The sequence below is a fragment of the Phytoactinopolyspora alkaliphila genome (assembly GCF_010550695.1).
In the GTDB taxonomy this organism is placed as follows: Bacteria; Actinomycetota; Actinomycetes; order Jiangellales; family Jiangellaceae; genus Phytoactinopolyspora; species Phytoactinopolyspora alkaliphila.
This window is the reverse complement of sequence record NZ_JAAGOB010000004.1, coordinates 1-19,434: the sequence shown is the minus strand read 5'-3', so window position 1 is coordinate 19,434 and position 19,434 is coordinate 1. Positions and strand designations below refer to the sequence as shown.

General features: G+C 67.0%; 21 protein-coding genes. 10 read left to right on the top strand and 11 right to left on the bottom strand.

Annotated elements, in window-relative coordinates; all coding sequences use genetic code 11:
* Nucleotides 1-11 precede the first annotated feature (11 nt).
* The 6 genes from G1H11_RS08290 to aat form a co-directional block, all read right to left on the bottom strand.
* Entirely contained in the window at nt 12-725 is a 714-nt protein-coding gene (locus G1H11_RS08290; RefSeq protein WP_163817982.1) for an L-ribulose-5-phosphate 4-epimerase, read from the bottom strand.
* Entirely contained in the window at nt 722-2,416 is a 1,695-nt protein-coding gene (araB, locus tag G1H11_RS08285) for a ribulokinase (RefSeq protein ID WP_163817980.1), read from the bottom strand. Before araB ends, G1H11_RS08290 begins: the two co-directional genes overlap by 4 nt.
* A gap of 56 nt (nt 2,417-2,472) precedes the next feature.
* Nucleotides 2,473-3,525 (bottom strand): LacI family DNA-binding transcriptional regulator, encoded by a 1,053-nt coding sequence (locus tag G1H11_RS08280; RefSeq protein WP_216843570.1) that lies wholly within the window; start codon nt 3,523-3,525, stop codon nt 2,473-2,475.
* Between the two features lie 112 nt (nt 3,526-3,637).
* Complete coding sequence (locus G1H11_RS08275) at nt 3,638-4,423, bottom strand: aldo/keto reductase (RefSeq protein WP_163817978.1); 786 nt, start codon at nt 4,421-4,423, stop codon at nt 3,638-3,640.
* Between the two features lie 57 nt (nt 4,424-4,480).
* Nucleotides 4,481-5,344, bottom strand: a complete 864-nt coding sequence (locus tag G1H11_RS08270) for a DNA-formamidopyrimidine glycosylase family protein (protein WP_163817976.1) — start codon at nt 5,342-5,344, stop codon at nt 4,481-4,483.
* A gap of 57 nt (nt 5,345-5,401) precedes the next feature.
* Nucleotides 5,402-6,133, bottom strand: coding sequence for a leucyl/phenylalanyl-tRNA--protein transferase (aat, locus tag G1H11_RS08265; RefSeq protein WP_163817974.1), 732 nt, complete (start codon nt 6,131-6,133; stop codon nt 5,402-5,404).
* Between the two features lie 89 nt (nt 6,134-6,222).
* On the opposite strand from aat, the gene G1H11_RS08260 reads away from it, so the two are divergent.
* Entirely contained in the window at nt 6,223-6,915 is a 693-nt protein-coding gene (locus tag G1H11_RS08260) for an EcsC family protein (protein WP_163817972.1), read from the top strand.
* A gap of 22 nt (nt 6,916-6,937) precedes the next feature.
* On the opposite strand, the gene G1H11_RS08255 is transcribed toward G1H11_RS08260, so the two are convergent.
* Nucleotides 6,938-7,456: a mycothiol transferase gene (locus G1H11_RS08255; RefSeq protein ID WP_163817970.1), complete on the bottom strand. Its 519-nt coding sequence runs from the start codon at nt 7,454-7,456 to the stop codon at nt 6,938-6,940.
* A 223-nt stretch (nt 7,457-7,679) separates the two neighbouring features.
* Between G1H11_RS08255 and G1H11_RS08250 the strand changes: the two genes are divergently transcribed.
* Nucleotides 7,680-7,997 carry a hypothetical protein gene (locus tag G1H11_RS08250; RefSeq protein ID WP_163817969.1) on the top strand — a complete coding sequence of 106 codons (318 nt, stop codon included), beginning with the start codon at nt 7,680-7,682 and terminating at the stop codon, nt 7,995-7,997.
* On the opposite strand, the gene G1H11_RS08245 is transcribed toward G1H11_RS08250, so the two are convergent.
* The 3 genes from G1H11_RS08245 to G1H11_RS08235 form a co-directional block, all read right to left on the bottom strand.
* Nucleotides 7,971-8,489 (bottom strand): methylated-DNA--[protein]-cysteine S-methyltransferase, encoded by a 519-nt coding sequence (locus G1H11_RS08245; RefSeq protein WP_163817967.1) that lies wholly within the window; start codon nt 8,487-8,489, stop codon nt 7,971-7,973. The genes G1H11_RS08250 and G1H11_RS08245 overlap by 27 nt on opposite strands.
* 49 nt (nt 8,490-8,538) lie before the next feature.
* Nucleotides 8,539-10,038, bottom strand: a complete 1,500-nt coding sequence (locus tag G1H11_RS08240) for an AlkA N-terminal domain-containing protein (protein WP_163817965.1) — start codon at nt 10,036-10,038, stop codon at nt 8,539-8,541.
* Nucleotides 10,039-10,182: 144 nt separating this feature from the next.
* Nucleotides 10,183-11,709 (bottom strand): UDP-N-acetylglucosamine 1-carboxyvinyltransferase, encoded by a 1,527-nt coding sequence (locus G1H11_RS08235; RefSeq protein ID WP_163817963.1) that lies wholly within the window; start codon nt 11,707-11,709, stop codon nt 10,183-10,185.
* Nucleotides 11,710-11,940: 231 nt separating this feature from the next.
* Between G1H11_RS08235 and G1H11_RS08230 the strand changes: the two genes are divergently transcribed.
* Nucleotides 11,941-12,525, top strand: a complete 585-nt coding sequence (locus G1H11_RS08230) for a hypothetical protein (protein WP_163817961.1) — start codon at nt 11,941-11,943, stop codon at nt 12,523-12,525.
* A gap of 3 nt (nt 12,526-12,528) precedes the next feature.
* Here the strand turns inward: G1H11_RS08230 and G1H11_RS08225 are convergent, their stop codons facing one another.
* Entirely contained in the window at nt 12,529-13,683 is a 1,155-nt protein-coding gene (locus G1H11_RS08225; protein WP_163817959.1) for an ABC transporter ATP-binding protein, read from the bottom strand.
* 24 nt (nt 13,684-13,707) lie between these two features.
* On the opposite strand from G1H11_RS08225, the gene G1H11_RS08220 reads away from it, so the two are divergent.
* From G1H11_RS08220 to panD, 7 genes are all read left to right on the top strand, one after another.
* Complete coding sequence (locus G1H11_RS08220) at nt 13,708-14,409, top strand: ABC transporter permease (protein ID WP_163817957.1); 702 nt, start codon at nt 13,708-13,710, stop codon at nt 14,407-14,409.
* 3 nt (nt 14,410-14,412) lie between these two features.
* A complete protein-coding gene (locus G1H11_RS08215) occupies nt 14,413-15,111 on the top strand; it encodes an ABC transporter permease (protein ID WP_216843569.1) in 699 nt (232 codons plus the stop codon).
* A 166-nt stretch (nt 15,112-15,277) separates the two neighbouring features.
* Complete coding sequence (locus tag G1H11_RS08210; RefSeq protein WP_163817955.1) at nt 15,278-16,255, top strand: ABC transporter substrate-binding protein; 978 nt, start codon at nt 15,278-15,280, stop codon at nt 16,253-16,255.
* 53 nt (nt 16,256-16,308) lie between these two features.
* Nucleotides 16,309-16,908 carry a DUF1684 domain-containing protein gene (locus G1H11_RS08205; protein ID WP_216843568.1) on the top strand — a complete coding sequence of 200 codons (600 nt, stop codon included), beginning with the start codon at nt 16,309-16,311 and terminating at the stop codon, nt 16,906-16,908.
* A gap of 17 nt (nt 16,909-16,925) precedes the next feature.
* Nucleotides 16,926-17,414 (top strand): PH domain-containing protein, encoded by a 489-nt coding sequence (locus tag G1H11_RS26410; RefSeq protein ID WP_216843567.1) that lies wholly within the window; start codon nt 16,926-16,928, stop codon nt 17,412-17,414.
* Nucleotides 17,411-18,826 carry a PH domain-containing protein gene (locus G1H11_RS08195; protein ID WP_216843566.1) on the top strand — a complete coding sequence of 472 codons (1,416 nt, stop codon included), beginning with the start codon at nt 17,411-17,413 and terminating at the stop codon, nt 18,824-18,826. The genes G1H11_RS26410 and G1H11_RS08195 overlap by 4 nt, the downstream gene beginning before the upstream one ends.
* A gap of 24 nt (nt 18,827-18,850) precedes the next feature.
* The gene (gene panD, locus G1H11_RS08190) at nt 18,851-19,270 is read left to right on the top strand and encodes an aspartate 1-decarboxylase (protein ID WP_163817952.1); all 420 of its coding nucleotides are present in this window, start codon (nt 18,851-18,853) and stop codon (nt 19,268-19,270) included.
* The last annotated feature ends 164 nt before the right edge of the window (nt 19,271-19,434 follow it).

Genomic DNA, 19,434 nt, shown 5'->3' with positions numbered 1-19,434 from the left:
CTCGAACTCCTTCATGCTGTGCTGCCGTGTGGACGTTCGGTGTCACCCTGGCCGTAGACGTTCTGGTAGCGGTCGTAGAGCCGGTCGACGTCGGACTGGGGAATGGCGACCGGATCGCCTAGCTGCCGGGCGATGTGCACGGTGCGGGCGACGTCCTCACACATGACGGCGGCCTTCACCGCCGCCCGCGCGTTCTTGCCGATGCTGAAGACGCCGTGGCTGCGCATCAGTACGGCGGACGAACGGTGGCCCTCAAGAGTCTCCACGATGCCACGGCCGATGGAGTCGTCACCGATCAGAGCGAACGGGCCGACCGGAATCTCGCCGCCGAACTCGTCGGCCATGGCGGTGAGGACGCACGGGATCGCCTCCCCGCGCGCCGCCCAGGCCGACGCGTAGGTCGAGTGGGTGTGGACCACGCCACCGACGTCGGGCCGATGCCGGTACACATACGCGTGCGCGGCGGTATCGCTGGACGGTGCCAGCTCACCGTCCACGAGGTTGCCGTCGAGGTCACAGACGACGATGGACGCGGGAGTGAGTTCGTCGTACCCGACGCCGCTGGGCTTGATCACAAACAGGTCCTGGCCGGGCACGCGGCCGGAGACGTTGCCCGCGGTCCAGACCACAAGCCCGTAGCGCACCAGTTCCGCGTGCAGGGCGCACACCTCCTGGCGAACCTGTTCGACGACAGCCTGTGCTTCCGTGGCGGTTGGCGTGTTCACGGCGCCACCGCCTGCCGTCGGATCTCCCGGAGGCGGCGCATGACGTCGTCGCCCCCGCGGCCGAAGTGGTCATGCAGCCTCATGTACTCCGCGAACAGCGCGTCGTATGCCTTCGATCGGCTGGGATCCGGTACGTAGACGCCGCGTTCGATCTTGCCCATGGTTGCCGAAGCCTCCCGGACATCCGAATACGCACCGGCCGCGACCGCGGCGTGGATGGCCGAGCCCAGAGCCGGTCCCTGGTCGGAGCCGATGGTGCTCAGCGGCAGGCCGGTCACGTCCGCGTAGAGCTGCATCAGGAACTGGTTCTTGAGTAGCCCTCCGGCGACCACCAGTTCGGTGACCGGTACACCGGAGGTCTGGAAGGTCTCGATGATGGTGCGGGTGCCGAAGGCCGTCGATTCGAGGAGTGCGCGATAGGTGTCCTCGGGTCGCGTGCCAAGTGTCTGCCCGACCACCACGCCGGAGAGCTCGTGGTTGACGAGAACGGACCGGTTGCCACTGTGCCAGTCGAGGGCGATCAGTCCGTGTTCGCCGACGCGCTGCCTGGCCGCCAGCTCGGTGAGATAGTCGTGGATGGAGATGCCGCGCCGCTTCGCCTCAGCGGTGTACTCCGAGGGAACGCTCGTATCGGCGAACCACGCGAAGATGTCACCCACGCCGCTCTGGCCGGCCTCGTATCCCCACAGCCCGGCGACGATCCCTCCGTCCACCACCCCGCACATCCCCGGGACGTCTTTCAGGACGTCGCTGTTCATGACGTGGCACGTCGACGTACCCATGATGGCGACCATCTGGCCCGGCTCCACGGCCTTGGCCGCCGGGGCCGTCACGTGCGCGTCGACGTTACCCACGGCGACCGCGATGCCCTCGCGCAAGCCGGTCCAACCAGCGGCTTGGGCAGTGAGGACGCCGGCCCGCTCTCCGAGCTGGCCGATGGGGTGCTCCAGCTTCTCGGCGACGAAGCCCGCGAAGTCCGGATTCAGCGCGCGGAGGTACTCCTGGCTGGGATATGACCCGTCTTGCAGGATCCCCTTGTAGCCGGCAGTGCACGCGTTGCGCACGTAGGTGCCGCAGAGCTGCCAGACGATCCAGTCGGCTGCCTCCAGCCACCGGTCCATCGCCTGGTAGATCTCCGGGTCCTCTTCGAGTACCTGGAGGGCCTTGGCAAACTCCCACTCCGAGGAGATCAGCCCCCCGTACCGCGGGAGCCACCTCTCGCCGCGCTCCGCCGCGACCTTGTTGATGCGGTCCGCGTGTGGCTGTGCCGCGTGGTGTTTCCACAGCTTGACGTAGGCGTGCTTGCGGTCGGCATATTCGGGCAGCTCGCACAGCGGTGTTCCGTCCGCTCGCGCGGGCAATACCGTGCACGCGGTGAAATCGGTGCCGATACCGACCACCTGGCCAGGATCGATCCCTGCGGCCGCGACAGCCTGTGGAACGGCGGTCTTGAGCACGTCCACGTAGTCGGACGGAACTTGCAGCGCCCAGTCGGGAGGCAGTTTCTCACCGGTGCCAGGCAGTGTGCGGTCCACGACGGCATGGCGGTACTCGTGCACCGCGCTGCCCATTTCGGCGCCATCGGACACGCGCACGACGACGGCGCGCCCGGAGAGCGTGCCGTAGTCCACGCCGATGGTATAGCGGTCGTCGACGGGAGCGTCGACTCCGAGAGTGTTGTTAGCGTTCACAATGCGGTCAGAATAACTCACTCACCGACGATGCGGTAGAGGACGTCCGGTTCGCGTCAGCCGGAGCCGTCGTCGCTCGGACCTGAGCTGGACCGGACAATGAGATCAGGAGGCACGATCGCCTGCCTGCCGTCGCCGCGGTGGGCACCACCCTGGATCTCGGCAAGCACCATGTCGATACTTCGACGGCCTACCTCGGTGAAGTCCTGGCGCACCGTGCTGAGCGGCGGGCTGAAGAACTCCGCCTCTGGGATGTCGTCGAACCCCACCAGGCGCACGTCGCCGGGTACGCGGATGCCCGCTTCGCCGAACGCCCGCAGCATGCCCAGGGCCATCTGGTCGTTGGCGACGAAGACGGCCTCGATCGGTGGTCCGGCGGCACTCCGTGCCGCCTCGGCAAGCCGCTTGCCTGCTTCGTAACCGGAGCGCGGGCTCCAATCGCCCCTGAGGAGCTCGGGTACGGGCGCTCCGGCGTCGATGAGCGTCTGCCGCCAGCCGTGCACGCGGCCCTCCGCCTCGAGCCAGTCCGACGGGCCCGCGACGTGCCAGACGGTGGAGGGGCCGAGGTCGAGAAGATGCCGTGTGGCCAGAACGGCGCCCTCCGCCTGATTCACAGCCACGACGGGCAGGGTTCCTGCCTCGCCTCCTTCCACGGCAACGGCCGGTAACGTCGGCGGCAAGCCCGCCAGGGCCTCGGCCGCACTTCGCTGCGGCGCGATGACGATCAAGCCGTCCACCGCTTGCTCGACGAGATAGTCGAGGGCCTCGTCGAGGTTGCGCCGAGTGATGTTCTTCAGGCTCACGATGCTCACGAAGTAGCCCGCGTCGCGTGCTGCCTGCTCGATGCCGAAGAGTGTGCTGGCCGGACCGTAGAGGGTGGTGTCGAAGGCCACCACGCCGAGCGTGTTGGTCTGCCGCGTCACCAAGGCCCGAGCGGAGAGGTTGCGCCGGTAGCCTAGCTGCGCGATCGCCGCGAGGACGCGGTCTCGAGTCTCCGGCCGGACATTGGGATGATCGTTGAGCACCCGCGAAACGGTCTGGTGCGAAACACCCGCGACCTTGGCGACGTCGGCCATCACCGGTATGCGGCGTGTCACATCGGTCGTCATTCCTGAAGCGTATCCTCAGGCGCTGCTCACCGGCGCATGCCAGGGTTTATGGTCGCTGATAACGGACAAATCGGACGCGATAGCGACCTTAACCCATGCCAGGGGATCCGGCTCAGCGGGCAAGGCCGTCGATGCGGGACATCTCGTCGTCGGTGAGCGAAAAGCCGAAGACGTCGAGATTGGACCGGAGCCGATCCGGATCCTGGCTCTTCGGGATGACGACGATCTCGTGCTGGATATGCCAGCGCAGCACCACCTGCGCGGGGGTGATCCCGTGCCGCTCGGCGATCTCGACGAGCTCGGAGGCATCAAGGTCGCCGGCCCGGAACGGGCTGTAGCCCTCGACCGCGACGCCGCGATCACGAAGTTCCGCGAGGCGCGCCGGGTCGTGCAGCAACGGACTCCATTTGATCTGGTTGACCGCCGGAGCCACGCCCGTGGCGTCGACAAGCTGGTCGAGGTGGCCGGTGCTGTAGTTGCTGACACCGATCGACCGGGTAAGACCCTCGTCGCGCAGGGCGATGAACTCGGCCCAGGTTCCGGGAGCCGGTTGCCCGTCCGGCGGCCAGTGGACAAGCCACAGGTCGACGTAGTCGACGCCGAGTTCGCGCAGGCTTGCCGAGAGCGTGGCACGTTCCTCTCCGGCCCTGCCAGGGGGCAGCTTGGTCGTGATGAACACGTCCTCGCGCGCCAGGCCGCTGTCGCGCAAGGCGCGGCCCACCTGGGCCTCGTTGTCGTAGGCGGTGGCCGTGTCCAGGTGACGGTAGCCCGCCTTCAGGGCGTCCAGGACAGCGTGGTAGGCGACGTCCCCCGTCATCTGCCAGGTGCCGAAGCCGAGGATGGGCACGTCGTGTCCGTCGGTGAGTTTGACTTCGGGTATCGCTGTGCTCGTGGTCATGCCCTGCTCCGTACCCGGGGACCGGCGGCCCACACCTCGTGGCTCGGGCCGTGCCGCTCACTTCAGCAGTCGCGACATCCTGCGATCCGCCAGGATCTTCCCGCTGGTCTGGCACGTGGCGCAGTACTGCAGGCTGGAATCGGCGAACGACACCTCCCGCACCGTGTCACCACAGACGGGGCACGTCTCGCCGGCCCTGCCGTGCACTCGCATCGAGGACCTTTTCGAGTCCTTGAGGTCGCGAGCCGCCAGCCCGTGCGCGCGCTCCAGGGCCGCGGACAGCTCACCGACGATCACGGCATGCAGCGCGGCCGTCTCCTCCTCGGTCAGCGTGGAAGCCGGGTGGAAGGGAGAGAGCCGGGCGGCGTGCAGCACCTCGTCGGAGTAGGCATTGCCGATGCCCGCGATGACGGATTGGTCGCGCAGCACACCCTTGATCTGGCTGCGGCCGGCTGCGGCGAGGAGGCTGGCGAGCCGGTCCTGTGTGAACTCGTCGGACAGTGGGTCCACACCGAGGCGCGCGATGCCGGGGACGTCCGTGACGTCCCGTACGGCGTACACCGCCAGCTTCTTGCGAGTCCCGGCCTCGGTGAGGTCGAAGCCCGAACCGTCGGCGAACCGGACTCGCAGCGCCAGCGGGCCCTTTCCCGGCTTCATGGGCCGCGGAGAGAGCGAATCGCTCCAGCGCAGCCAGCCGGCTCGAGCGAGATGCACGACGAGGTGCAGGCCATCGCAGTCGAGGTCGAGGAACTTGCCGTGGCGGCTGATCGAGGTGACGCTCAGGCCGCCGAACGCGGTCAGCGGCGGATCGAACGTCTTGAGGACGCTGATGGTCGCGACGTCGATACGCGCGACGACCTTGCCGGCCGCGTTCTCCCGCAGGAAGGCGGCGAGGGCTTCGACTTCCGGTAGTTCCGGCACATCACTATCATGCCCTGTCCCAGCGACGAGCGGGCTCGGAGCCCATCTCCAGAGCCATCAGCTGCGGGGCCGCGTGAGTGCCGGAGGAAGGCTCACCCCCAGGGCCGCCCGCAACCGGCTCACATACTCCTCGCGGGAGATCTCCACGACTCCGAGGCTGGCCAGGTGCGCCGTACCCCACTGCACGTCCAGAAGCCTCCCGGCGGCACCATCGGCCCTCATCATGTCCACCAGCGCCACCAGCGCCACCTTGGACGCATCCCGGCCCCACCGCTGCCGGGCGTGGAACATCGACTCGCCGGCGAACAGGCCCCCGATGGCCACACCGTACAAACCGCCCGCCAGTCGCCCGTCGGGCGTCCAGGCCTCGACTGAATGCGCCCAGCCGAGCCGATGAAGGCGTCCGTACGCGGTGCGGATCTCGTCGGTGATCCATGCCCCCGGCCGGGCGGGGTCGGCACATGCCGCCACGACGTCGTCGAACGCCGTGTCGACGCGGATGTGGAATCTGTGGGCGGCTTGGCGCAGGGACCTGGACACCCGCAGGCCGCCTAGTGGGAGGACACCGCGCGGATCGGGCGACCACCACGCGATTGCCGGCGACCGTGAGAAGACCCGGTCGATCGGCATCGGGAACAGCCCGTTGCGATATGCGGCCAGCAGTGTTCCGGGCTCCAGATCCGCGCCTACGGCGACGATATCGTCGTAGTCGGGCTCCACGGCGGGAATGTTCCACCGGGTGGGAGGTGGCTCGACCGGCACCCGCCCTTCCTCTCTCCGCTCGGACATGTCTGACACCGGAGTCAAGGGTATGCCGGGTTCACGTCGGCATCGCAAGACCGTACTGGACGGTCCTGGGCCCGGCGTATGGTTGTTGTATGGGTCTACGGTCGAACATGGCGATGTGGGCGGGCAACCAGGCGGCGCGCCGAGCTGCTCCGGGGGTGGCTGCCCGCGGCGCGCAGCATTTCGTTGGCCGGGCCATCGACGGGTTCCCGGGATTCCCGGGTGCACGTGAGGTGGCTCGCAAGCACCTCGAGCGCCGGCGGGACGTCGACCGCGCCATCCGAGACATCATCGAGCAGCACGTCCGCTTGGCCGGAGTGCAGGGCTTCGTCACCAATCTCGGTGGCGTCGTCACCATGCCGGTCGCGATCCCTGCCAACATCGCCGGCATCGCCGTCCTTCATCTCCGGATGGCAGCGGCCATCGCCCATCTGCGTGGCTATGACATTTCCGACCCGCGGGTCCGTACAGCCGCGCTGATGACCCTGCTCGGCAAGGATGCCGCGCGTTCCTTCCGGGACGGCAAGGGCGATTCGCTGACTCCCCACGACGTCGCTATTGGCCGAGGTGACGTCCAGTCGACATCGCTGGAACACCTTGCGGCGCGAGTGGGCCAGGAACTTACCGCGCGAGTGGGTGGCAAGCACGCCACGTTGATGTTCGCCAAGCGGGTTCCGATTTTGGGCGGCGCTGTCAGCGCGGGTGTCGACGCGGTCTCCACGTGGTCCGTCGGCCGGTATGCCAACAATCAGTTCAGCACGCATGTGATGGTCGAGCGTACGTAGCGTTTCGCGTCGCGCTGGGCGGTCAGGCGGTGCTGCGCACGCGCTCCACGATCCCGCGGACGAAGCCCGCCTGGCCGACGTGCTGCGTGGCATCGTTCACCACGCTGATCAGCCGGACGCCCAGTGTGACCGGGGGGTCCCAGCGCTCGTCCACAATGCGATCCAGGTCGGTCTCGCTGAGGCCGCTCAGATACCGCGTCGTCATCGCGTGGACGGCGTCGTGATAGCCGAGGAGCAGATCCGCTGTCACCTCGACGGCGGCGACGTCGCCCGAGCCGTGGCCGTATCCCGTGGCGTCGGCGGGGAACGGCAGGCCGAAACGATCCGCCCATCGGTCCTCGGTCCAGACCTGTGGCCGGTCCGCGACTTCGGACAGATGATCGTCCTCGACCCTGGTCAGGTGCCAGACCAACCACGCGATGGTGTTGGCATCGCGGTCAACCCGGTGGGTCAACTCCATGGGCTCCAGCCCTTCGACGGACCGGTGCACCCCTTGCTGGATTCGTTCGAAGGCGTCGATGAGTAGCCCGGCGACATCCATGTCAGGTCTCTCCCTTCGTCGGCGACAGCACGCCGGTGCCTTCGGCGTCCGCGCGTGTCGTGGTCGTAGTACCCGGTTGTGTGTGAACCAGTGTCGCCGACCCGCGACCACGCGGAAAAATGTCAGGTTGACCTTGTCCGGATCGTTCATCTTTGGTGCGCTATGGGTAACGAGGACCATGCGGGTGGCCGCAGTTGAATATCCTGGTCGGTGGGAGGCCTAGATGAGTCCGTTGTTCGCCGAGCTGGTCCGGGCGCTTCGATTGTGGCGACCCGTGGATGAATCCCCGTCCGGCCCGGACCCTTTCGACACGCTGTCCCTTCAGTATCGGCTGGCCAGCGTCGCCGAAGAGATCCGCGTGCTGGAGCGCGACGGGCGGCGATGGGCCAGGAGCTTCCACATCGTCGCCGCCACCTCTGCGTACGACGGGCTGTTGTGCGACGCAGCGCGGATGTCCGGCGTGCCGATTCCAGACGCGGACCCTCCGGTGCGCAAGATCATCCTGGAGTCCGAGCTACGGCGCCACGGCTGGAATTGGTAGCTCCGGCTCGCTGGCGAGCCCGCCCTCCAGGTCGAGCAGCATGCGTTTGCGCTCGAGGCCGCCCCCGTAGCCGGTGAGGGCGCCGGAGGCGCCGATCACCCGGTGACAAGGCACGATGATGGAAATGGGGTTACGCCCGTTCGCGAGCCCCACGGCGCGCGAGGCGCCCGGCCGTCCTATGTGCTCGGCGATCTGCTGGTAGCTGCGCACCTCCCCGTAAGGGATGGTGGCCAACGCTGCCCAGACCTCACGCTGGAAAGGGGTGCCGGCGGCGTTCAGAGGCGCGTCGAAGACCTGCAGGCGACCGGAGAAGTAGAGGTCCAGCTGACGGCGGACGTCGATGAATCGGTCGTCATCTCGTATCCATGATGGATGTGGCGACGTCGGGCCGTGCCGCTGTGCCTCCATGTAGAGACTGGTGAGGCCGACGTCGTCCGCGCTGACGCGCAGGCGACCGAGCGGGCTGGCGAAGTCGGTCCAGTAGACGGTCATGTCGAATCTCCTTCGAGGATCATGTGGATGTGAGCGCCTGAGCCCGCGTTCACGTGGCGGACGCATTGGTGGCAGCCGCCCACACGTGCATGAGCGCATACGACCGCCAGGGCCGCCATCGCTGACTGTGCTCGGCGACCGCATTCGGCGCCGGCTCAAGGCCGAGGGCTTGCATCCCGTGTTTCACTCCCAGGTCTGTCGGCAGGAAGACGTCGGGATCACCGAGGGCGCGCATGCGAACGTAGCTCGATGTCCAGGGCCCGATGCCGGGGATCTCCTGCAACTCCCGCTCCGCGGCGTCCCGGTCTGCGCCGGGGTCGAGGCGCACCCGGCCGTCGGCCAGCCGAGCCGCGACCTCGTGCAACGTTCGTTGCCGGGAGCGCGGCATCGGGAACGTCGCCGGGTCGACGGAGGCGAGCTCGTCGACGTGGGGAAAGGTATGGGTGACCGTGCCGACCGGTGCGTCCAGCGGCTTGCCGTGCGCGACGACGAGACGACCGGCGATGGTCCGCGCCGCAGCCACCGACACCTGCTGCCCGAGCACGCCCCGGATGGCCAGCTCGTGTCCGTCCACCGTCCCCGGCAGGAGCGTTCCAGGGGTCGCTTCGACGAGCGGGCGTAGCGCGGGATCAGAGCCGAGCACGGCGTCGACGGCACCCGGATCGGCGTCCAAGTCGAAGACCCGGCGGCAGCGGGCCACGGCCGCGGTCAGATCCCGAGGGTCGGTCAGCCTGATCACGGCATGCACCCATCCGGTGGCCGGCGTCAGCTCCACGACGGCAGGGCCGTGGGGGAGAGAGACGCTGCGACGGTAGGTGGTGCCGACGACCTCTTCGACGCCGGGCACCGCCCGGACGGCCAAGAACTGCAACAAGCCGAGGATGTCGGCGGGGCGGCGGTGCGCCAGCCGCAGCTGCACCGTGCCCGCGGGTCCTTGGCACACCGCGATGTCCTCGGCGCGGCCTCCGGTGCGAGACTTGCCGGCGACCTTCGCCGCTCTCGTGCGAAGCGCCGTGGGAGTGGATCCGTAGACCTCCCGCATCGTGTCGTTGAATTGGCGCACGCTTGCGAATCCTGCCGCGAACGCGATCTCGGTGATGGGGAGCGTCGTCGTTTCCAACAGCGTGCGGGCCGTATGGCTCCGCTGAGACCGCGCCAGTCGCAGGGGGCCTGCGCCGACTTCGTCGACAAGAGAGCGGTGAAGCTGGCGTTCGCTGTAGCCGAGCCGGTCGGCGAGTCCGTGGACGCCCTCCCGGTCCACGACACCATCGGCGATCAGGCGCATGGCACGGGCGGTCACGTCGGCTCGAACGTTCCACTCCGGTGACCCCGGCGTGGTATCAGGCCGGCATCGCCGGCAGGCCCGAAAGCCCGCCGACTGCGCCTCGGCCGCCGAGCGATAGAAGCGGATGTTCTCGCGCTTGGGGGTGCGCGCCGGACAGCTCGGCCGGCAGTAGATCCCGGTGGACGTGACGCCCGAGTAGAAAATTCCGTCGAACCTGGAGTCGCGGCTACCTACCGCCCGATAACACAGCTCGTCGTCTAACACTCGTTCAGTCTGACGCGCCGGGCGGCCAATCACTAGCGGAAATCAGACACGGATCTTCCTCCGCCACCTCCTCCCATGATCATTGGCGATTGCCTACCGCATGAGGTGGGTGAACGCCAATGATCATGGGAGGGAGCGCAGTGGTCAAATGTCGCGGAACGTCTCGATTTTGGCGCCCAGAAGCGAAAGCCGGGCCGCCAGATCCTCGTAGCCGCGGTTGATCACGTAGACGTTGCGCAATACCGATGTGCCCTTGGCGGCGAGCATCGCCAGCAGGACCACCACGGCGGGGCGCAGGGCGGGCGGACAGATGATCTCCGTGCCGGAGAACCGGGTCGGGCCCTCCACGAGGACCCGGTGCGGGTCGAGCAGCGTGACGTTGCCGCCCAGCCTGGTCAGTTCGGTGAGGTAGATCGCCCGGTTCTCGTAGACCCAGTCGTGGATCAGCGTGGATCCGGACGCCGTGGCGGCGATCAGTGCGAAGAACGGCAGGTTGTCGATGTTCAAGCCGGGGAACGGCATCGGATGGATCTTGTCGTTCGGTGCCTTGAGCATCGACGGCCGGACCGTGAGGTCCACCAGCCTGGTCTCGCCGTTGGCCGCGACGTACTCGGTGCTCCGGTCGTAGTCCAGGCCCATCTCCTCGAGAAGCGCGAGTTCGATCTCGAGGAACTCCACAGGTGCCCGCTCGATGGTGATCTCCGAGGAGGTCACGATGGCTGCCGACAGCAGGCTCATAGCCTCGATCGGGTCCTCGGAGGGTGCGTAGTCCACGTCGCAGTCGATGTCAGGCATCCCGTACACGGTCAGCGTCGTGGTGCCGATGCCGTCGATCTTGACGCCCAGCCGGCTCAGGAAGAAACACAGATCCTGGACCATGTAATTGGAGCTGGCATTGCGGATCACCGTGACGCCGTCGTTGCGTGCGGCCGCCATCAGCGCGTTCTCGGTGACCGTGTCGCCACGCTCGATGAGGACGATAGGACGGTCGGGGCTGGTGCCGCGGTCGACGTCGGCGTGGTACCAGCCGCCCGTCGCCTTGAGTTCTAGGCCGAACGGGCGGAGGGCTGCCATGTGCGGCTGGACCGTGCGGGTGCCGAGGCTGCAGCCGCCGGCGTAGGGCAGCTTGAACTGGCTTTCCCGGTGGAGCAACGGTCCGAGGAACATGATGACGCTGCGGGTTCGACGGGCCGCGTCGACGTTCATGCTGTCCAGATCCAGCCGGTCGGGAGGCATGATCTCGAGATCGCGACCGGCCAGCCAGCGGGTCCTGATGCCGATGCTCTCGATGACCTCGATGATCCGGTTGACTTCCTCGATGCGTGCGATTCCGCGCAGCACCGTGCGTCCCTTGTTCAGCAGACTCGCACACAGCAGCGCGACGCTCGCGTTCTTGCTGGATTTGACCGCGATGCTGCCGGACAGCTGCTGTCCGCCGGTGACTCGGAGGTGAGACGGCTCGGGCTGGCCGACCGTGACGATCTCACTGTCCAGTGCCTCGCCGATCCGGGCGATCATCTCGAGGCTCAGGTTCTGGTGTCCGCGCTCGATCCGATTGACGGCGCTTTGGCTGGTCCCCAGCTGCTGGGCCAGCTGATTCTGGGTCCAGCCGTGATGGAGCCGGGAGTCACGTATGAGAGAGCCGATACGGCGCAAGTAGTCTTCTGCCACGACGGGAGACCCTATCTCACATATGAGTTAGCGCTGACCACTAGGACTTGGGAGAGTGCCCGCAAACCGGACTTGACCAGGGATGTCTTCTGCCAGATTTGTTGATCTTCGTCTGAAATCGCCACATCGGCCATGCCGGAAGCCAGGCATGTCGTGCGCGGCCGGATCTCTGCCGGATTTGTCGGCGTGTGACGCACGTTCCCAGTGGTACATGCGGGTACGGTGGGCCGCATGGTCTCTGTCCGTCACCGCCGCCGCCTGACCGCAATCCGTGTGCTGGCCGTCGTCACCCCGGTGCTGGCCGCCATTTGTGCGGTGGGCGCGTGGGTGATCGGTGGCAGCTGGCCGATGATCGCCGCTGGAATCGGCGCCACGGCGTCGGTGGTGCTCGCCGTCACGGTCTTCCGCCTCGAGCGCCGGTTGCGAGTCGACGTCGCCACCGTCCGCGCCGAGCAAGCCGCCGAATACTCCGAGACGCACGCCCGGTACTCCGACGAGCACCGTCAGTTCACCAACCACATGGTCGGCCTGCTGGATGCGGCGTCGGAGCGGCTCGGGTCGATGCGTAACCAGCTGAACAAGCTCGAGATCGACGTCGCGTACAGCCGCAGCACCCGTCCCAACGCCTCCACGCCCAGCGACCAGCTGGCCCGATGGGCGGAGGGCGCGGAGTGGAACGACCTGTGGCCGGACCTGTCCGACGCGCCGACGGTGGTCGATCTCGTCGCCTGGGAGGACAAGCACCGCGATCTCCTCCCGGAGGCGGCCGATGTTCAGTCCGTTACACGTGACGAGCCCGAAGAACGCACCGCGTAACGCTCAGGAGTCCGTGATGGTCACGAGTTCCACCTCGCTCGGTGCGATGGACTGACTCTCCGCCTCCACCGCGCGTCGTAGGGCGGCGTGCAAGGTGGACGGCGTCAGGACGCCCAGGTAGCGGTCGTCGGCGTCGAGTACGGCGATCCATCCAGCGTTCCACTGAAGCATCTCCGCGAAGGCGATTTTCAGTGAGTCGTCCAGCTGAACCCACGCGTCCATGCGGCGTGCTCGGTCCGCGACAGTTCCTGTTCCTGGGACCATGTCCTTCCCGATCCAGCCGGCCAGACCGCCGGAGGCGTCCAGGACCACGGCCCAGTTCGACACGCCCAACGAGGCACCGACGTCGGCCAGGGATTGGTCGGCTCGGACGACGGGCGGGTGCTCGAGGTCGTTCTTGGTCACCGGTGTGACGGACAGTTGCTTCAGACCGCGGTCGAATCCGACGAAGTCGGCGACGAAGGGGGTGGCAGGCGCTCCCAGGATCGCGGCGGGAGTGTCGAACTGCTCGAGCTTGCCACCCTGGGCGAAGACGGCGATCCGGTCACCCAGGCGGACAGCTTCCTCGATGTCATGTGTCACGAACAGAATGGTCTTGCGCACGTCCTCTTGCAGGCGCAGGAACTCGTCCTGCAACTGGGCCCGCACCACCGGGTCCACGGCGCTGAACGGCTCATCCATGAGCAGCACGGGCGGATCAGCGGCCAAGGCCCGCGCCACGCCCACCCGCTGACGTTGCCCGCCGGAGAGCTCGTGGGGGTACCGGTTCGCGTACGTGTCCGGCTCCAGGCCCACCACAGTCATCAGTTCTCGGGCGCGCTCCCGGCGGCGCGCTTTCGGCCACCCGGTCAGCTCGGGGACCACCGCGATGTTCTCTTCGATGGACCGGTGCGGGAAGAGCCCGACATTCTGGATGACGTAGCCGATGCCGCGCCGGAGCTTCACCGGGTCCGCGTGGGTGACGTCGACACCATCGACGAATATCCGTCCACCTGTGGGCTCCACGAGCCGGTTCACCATCTTCATGGTGGTGGTCTTGCCGCATCCCGATGGCCCGACAAGTACCACCAGCTCGCCTGGCCGGACGTCCATCGTGAGCTCGTGCACCGCTACCGTCCCGTCCGGGTATCGCTTGGACACGCCGTCGAGACGGATCATCGAGCGTTCGGTACTGTCGTCAGAATGGGACTGTCCCAGGCCGTTCATAGTGCCACCCTTACCGAGAACTGCATGGTTCGCAACGACTGGATCTGTGGCGAGTATGTCCAGACCCGGTCCGGGGAGATCGTCGACGCGCTCCAGCAGCACGTGATGATCACGGTGACGGCCGTAGCGGTCGGATTCGTTCTCTCCTTCGCTCTGGCCCTGGTCGCCCGGCATTGGACCCGGCTGGCCGTCGTGGTGCTCAGTAGTTCGACAGTGCTCTACACGGTACCCTCGCTGGCGATGTTCGCGCTGTTGTTCCCGATCACGGGACTCAGCTCCACCACCGTGATCGTGGGTCTCGTCCTGTACTCGCTGGTGATTCTGGTCCGGGGAATGCTGACCGGGCTGAACGGCATTCCCGCCGATGTCCGGGAGGCGGCTGTGGGCATGGGATACGGTCCGTTCCGGCTGCTGACGAAGGTGGAGATCCCGCTGGCGATGCCCACCATCATCGCGGCGTTGCGGGTGGCGACGGTATCCACCGTGGCGATGACCACGCTCGGCATCATTGTCGGCCACGGTGGCCTGGGGTCGTTGATCAAGCGTGGGCTGGACACCGACTTCAAACCAGAAGTGCTGACCGCGTCCGTGCTTGTCGTGGTGTTGGCCTTGGTGGCTGATCTTCTGCTGGTCGGCGTTCAGCGGCTGGCCACCCCATGGCGGCAGGCGGTGAGCTGAGGCGTGGACGAGTTCGTCGATGCGATCCGATGGCTTGGCGATCCGGCGCACTGGAGCGGAGCTGCCGGTGTGCCCGCGCGTTTTGCCGAGCACATGTGGTTGACCGGAGTGTCGTTGCTGATCGTTTGTGGCGTCGCCGTTCCCGTGGGTCTCTGGCTCGGCCACATCGGTCGCGGCGGGACCGTCGCGATCAACGTCAGCAACATCGGCCGTGCGGTGCCGACGTTCGCCGCGTTGGCCCTGCTGTTCATGACGCCCCTGCGGCTGTCGGATTGGACCGTCATCATCGCACTGGTGGTCTTCGGGCTTCCGCCTGTTCTGACCAACACCTATGTCGGCATGCGCGAGGTGGATCGGGACGCGGTCGATGCCGCTCGCGGAATGGGAATGGGGGCGAGACAGGTGGTCTGGAAGGTTGAACTGCCCCTGGCGATGCCACTGATCATGAACGGCGTCCGGCTGGCGGCCGTCCAGATCGTCGCCACGGCCACCGTCGCCGCGCTGGTGGCCGGTGGTGGCCTCGGACGGATCATCACGGCCGGATTCGGGCGCGGTGACCGGCCGCAGATGATCGCCGGTGCGATTCTTGTGGCCGTGCTGGCCTTGCTCGTCGAGGCTGTCATGGAATTCGCGCAGCGCCGGACCGACCCGATGCGGCGTGTCCAGCGTCGGCCGCTGACGGAACGCGCGGCCGCGATCTGATCCGGCTGCGACGCGATCGAGCACGAACGGGATGATCCTGTCGGTGCCGCGTAGTTGACTGTACTGAGCGCGGGCGCTGCCTCAGCAGTGGCCGCCGGACACGCGTGCCGGCGACGGAGCCGGCACGGGACACAGAAGGCGAACACTGACGAAAGGTTGGTCACAGATGGCCATACGACGCGCAGCCGCGCTTCTTGCTACCGGGGCGGCGATGACGCTGCTCCTGACCGCGTGCGGCGACGACGAAGATAGCGACGCCGACGGCGGCGCTACCACTGAAGGCGACGCCGAGGGTGCCACCGGCTCGGGTTCGCTCACGGTCGGCGGTGCCGACTTCACCGAGATGACCATCATGGAAGAGATCTACAAGGTGTTGCTGGAGGACGCCGGCTATGACGTGAGCATCCAGCAGGCGGCCAACAGGGAGATCTATGCCGAGGCGCTGATCGGCGGCGACATCGACGTCGTACCCGAGTACGCGGCGACGTTCGCGGAGTATCTCAACGTGCAGGCCAATGGGCCGGACGCCCCGCAAGAATCGCCGGTGGCCACCACCGACGCCGCCGAGACCGTCGAGGCGATGCGTCCACTTGCCGAGGAAGAGGGCCTGGTTGTCCTCGAGCCTGCTGACGCGGCCAGCCAGAACGGCTTTGCGGTCTCCGCCGAATTCGCCGCCGAGAACGGGGTGAGCACGCTGTCCGACCTCGCTGCGCTGGGTGAGCCGCTGGTGTTCGCCGCTGTCGAAGAATGCCCGGATCGCCCGTTCTGCCAGCCCGGGCTCGAAGAGGTTTACGGCCTCGAGTTCAGTGAGATCCTTCCGCTCGGGTTCAGCTCTCCGCAGACCAAGCAAGCGGTGGCGGAGGGCGACGCAGACCTCGGTCTGGTAGGCACCACAGACGGCACGCTCGAGGGGCTTGGCCTGGTCCTCCTGGAGGACGACCAGAACCTCCAGCTCGCGGACAATCTGGTGCCGGTGCTGAATGAGGAAACCGCCCAGGACCAGGCTGTTGCCGACGCTCTCAACCAGCTCTCCGATGTGCTGACCACTGAAGACCTCGCACTGCTGAATGCCCAGGTCGATGCGGAGAGGCGTCAGGCGGAAGAGGTCGCGCGCACATACCTGGAAGAGAAGGGCCTCAGCTGAGCCCGCTGGACGTACTTGACTGGCGGCGCCGGGTTTCGGCGCTGTACGCGGCCGTGCGTACAGCGCCGAGTCCGGCGCAGGGGCATGCGACGTGGATACGGGAACGCGACACGCTGTTCGCTCGCCACCCAGCCTCGCCCATCCCACCGGCGGACCGGGCCGTGTTCACCGGCTTGCGCTACGCCCCGTATGATCCTGCGCTGCGCTTCGAGGTCCGCGTCGACCCAGACGTCGCGCCACTACGGATCGACGTCACCACCGGAACCGACGGCGTGGTGCCCTTCGACCGGATCGGTCGCGTGCGGCTTCCGTTGGGGGACCTCGACGTGTGGTGGCTCGGCTCATACGGCGGCGGCCTCTTCCTGCCGCTACGCGACGGTTCGTCCGGACGCCGGAGCTATGGCGGCGGCCGGTACGTCATCGATACGGTCAAGGGTGCCGACCTGGGTGGCGATCCCCGTCGGGACCTCGTCGTCGATCTGAACTTCGCGTACAACCCGTCCTGCGCATACGACCCGGCATGGGCGTGTCCGCTGGCTCCACCGGGCAACCGGCTCGATACGGAACTACACGCGGGGGAGCTTGCCTCGGCCAGCACAGGTGCTTCAGCCACCGAGTTCCTCCCTGATGAGGAGAAATCGGCACCGGAATGACGGTAGCGTCGCATGACGTGGAGGAACTATTCGCGCCGTCCGGTGAGAAGTGGCAGCCGGTCTCGCGCAAACTCGTCACTGTGCGATACATCGTCCTCGCCATGACCCTGGCGATCGTCACGCCGCTGCTTGCCGTCGGCCTGTGGTTTGTCTTGGATGTCTGGGGCATTGTGGTGGCCGTGGCGGTCGCGCTCGTCGGCGTCGTCTGGGGCGGATGGCTGATCCCCCGTATCTGGCGGGCATGGGGATATTCGGAGCGGCAGGAGGACCTGCTGGTCACTCACGGGGTGATGTTCCGCAAGCTCACCGTCGTTCCGTACGGTCGGATGCAGTTCGTCGACGTCAACTCCGGCCCGCTGGACCGCAAGTTCGGGCTCGCGACGGTCCAGATGCACACCGCCTCTCCAGCCAGCGACGCGCGGATCCCGGGCCTGCCGGCGCAGGAGGCAGCGCGGTTGCGTGACCGGCTCTCCGCGCTCGGGGAGGCCAAGGCGGCCGGGCTGTGACTGAACCGGTGAACAACGAAACGCCGGTCGAGCTGCGGACAGCCACGCCGTCGCACTTTCGCAGATTGCATCCGCTCACGCCGCTCCTGCGTGGCTGGGCGTACTTGGCCGGCGTGATCGTGATCATGGGGCAGAACGCGCTGCGCAATCCGGCGCCGATCTCCATCTATCTCGCCTTCGGCTTCGGATTCGCCGTTCTGGCGACCATCGCCGGAGCCGTTTCATGGTGGTTCACGCGGTACGGTTTCGACGGCGACGCTCTGCGTATCGATTCCGGTGTCCTCATGCGCCGCTCGCGTCGAGTCCGGATGGATCGGCTGCAGGCTGTCGACGTCAACAGGCCGCTGGTCGGGCGGTTGCTCGGAGTCGCGGAGCTTCGCATGGAGGTGGCCGGCGGCAGCAAGTCGGAAGCACCGTTGAAGTACCTGTCGTTGGATGACGCCACCCGTCTCCGCGCGGAGCTCCTCGCTCGTGCGGCGGGCATCGACGCCGAGACTCCGGAAGCACCGGAGCGGATGGTCGCGGAGGTCCCGCTGCGGCGGTTGGTGTGGTCCACGCTGCTGTCGGGCGGTTTCGTACTCGGTGTGCTGCTCATCACGGCCATGCTGGTGGCGCTGGCGCTGGTGCCGTCGCAAGCGCGGGCGGGCATTCTGGCCCCGATGCTGCCGGGCCTGCTCGCGGCCGGGTACGCACTCTGGACACAACTGGGTCGCAACTTCGGATTCACCCTGGCCGAGTCGCCGGACGGATATCGCATTCGCAAAGGCCTCCTGGACATGCAGCATCAGACGGTTCCTCCAGGTCGTATCCAGGGTGTGCTCATCCGGCAACCGTTGCTATGGAGGGCCCGGGGCTGGGCCGAAGTGCACGTCGACGTCGCAGGTTACGCCGGCGCGTCGGCCGAGAACGCGACCAGGACGTCGACGCTTCTGCCCGTCGCGCCGCTCGCCGAGGCGATGGAGATTGTGCGGCAGGTTCTCGCCGGCGTGGACCCGTCGTCGGTCGAACTGCACCCGGCACCGCAACGATCCCGGTGGCTCCGGCCGATCCAGTGGTCTCGCCTCGCCTACGGGGCCGGAGACAAGATCGTGGTGGTCCGCGACGGACGGTTCACCCGGCGGCTCACGGTGGTCCCTCACGCCAAGACCCAGAGTGTGCGCGTTACTCAAGGCCCCATTCAACGGAGGCTGCGGCTCGCCACCGCGTACGTCGACACCACGCCGGGTCCGGTGAACGCGATCATCCGGCATCGTCCGCCTGAGGAGGCATTCCAGTTCGTCGAAGACCAGGCAGAACGTGCCCGGTTGGCGCGGAAGACCGATATTCCGGAACAATGGATGGTGCAGCACGCCTCGCGTGTTTCCCAAGGTAACACCGACGGTGACGTCCACAAGGACGCATCGAACGAGTGAGGCCGAAAGGACAAAGTGACCAACGTGTTCCGAACGATGATGAAAAGCAAGATCCACCGGGCTACAGTCATGCAAGCTGACTTACATTATGTCGGCTCCGTGACCGTTGACCAGGACCTGCTCGATGCGGCGGACCTGCTCCCTGGGGAGCAGGTGGACATCGTCGACATCACCAATGGCGCCCGGCTGACCACCTACGCCATCGCTGGTGAGCGTGGATCGGGTGTGATCGGCATCAATGGTGCCGCGGCCAGGCTGGTGCAGCCCGGCGACCTGGTCATTTTGATCAGCTATGGGATGTTCGACGACGCGGAGGCGCGGCGGCTGGAGCCGCGCGTCGTCCACGTCGATCAGTTCAACCACATCGTCGCCACCGGGACGGATGCCGCCGAGCCGGTTCCCGGGGCCGCCGACCAGATCCCCGGCACCATGCGCCCCACCTAAATGATCATGCAAACTATGTTTTCTCGTGCTTCACCATGCTCGGGTTCATGTGGTGAACGCAACACCCTGTGTTTCGGAGGTGTTGCAGGATGGGGCGTCCGCGGATTCCGGTGCAGGTGCGGCGTGAGTTTTGGCGGTTGATTCGCGGTGGGAGCACGATTTCT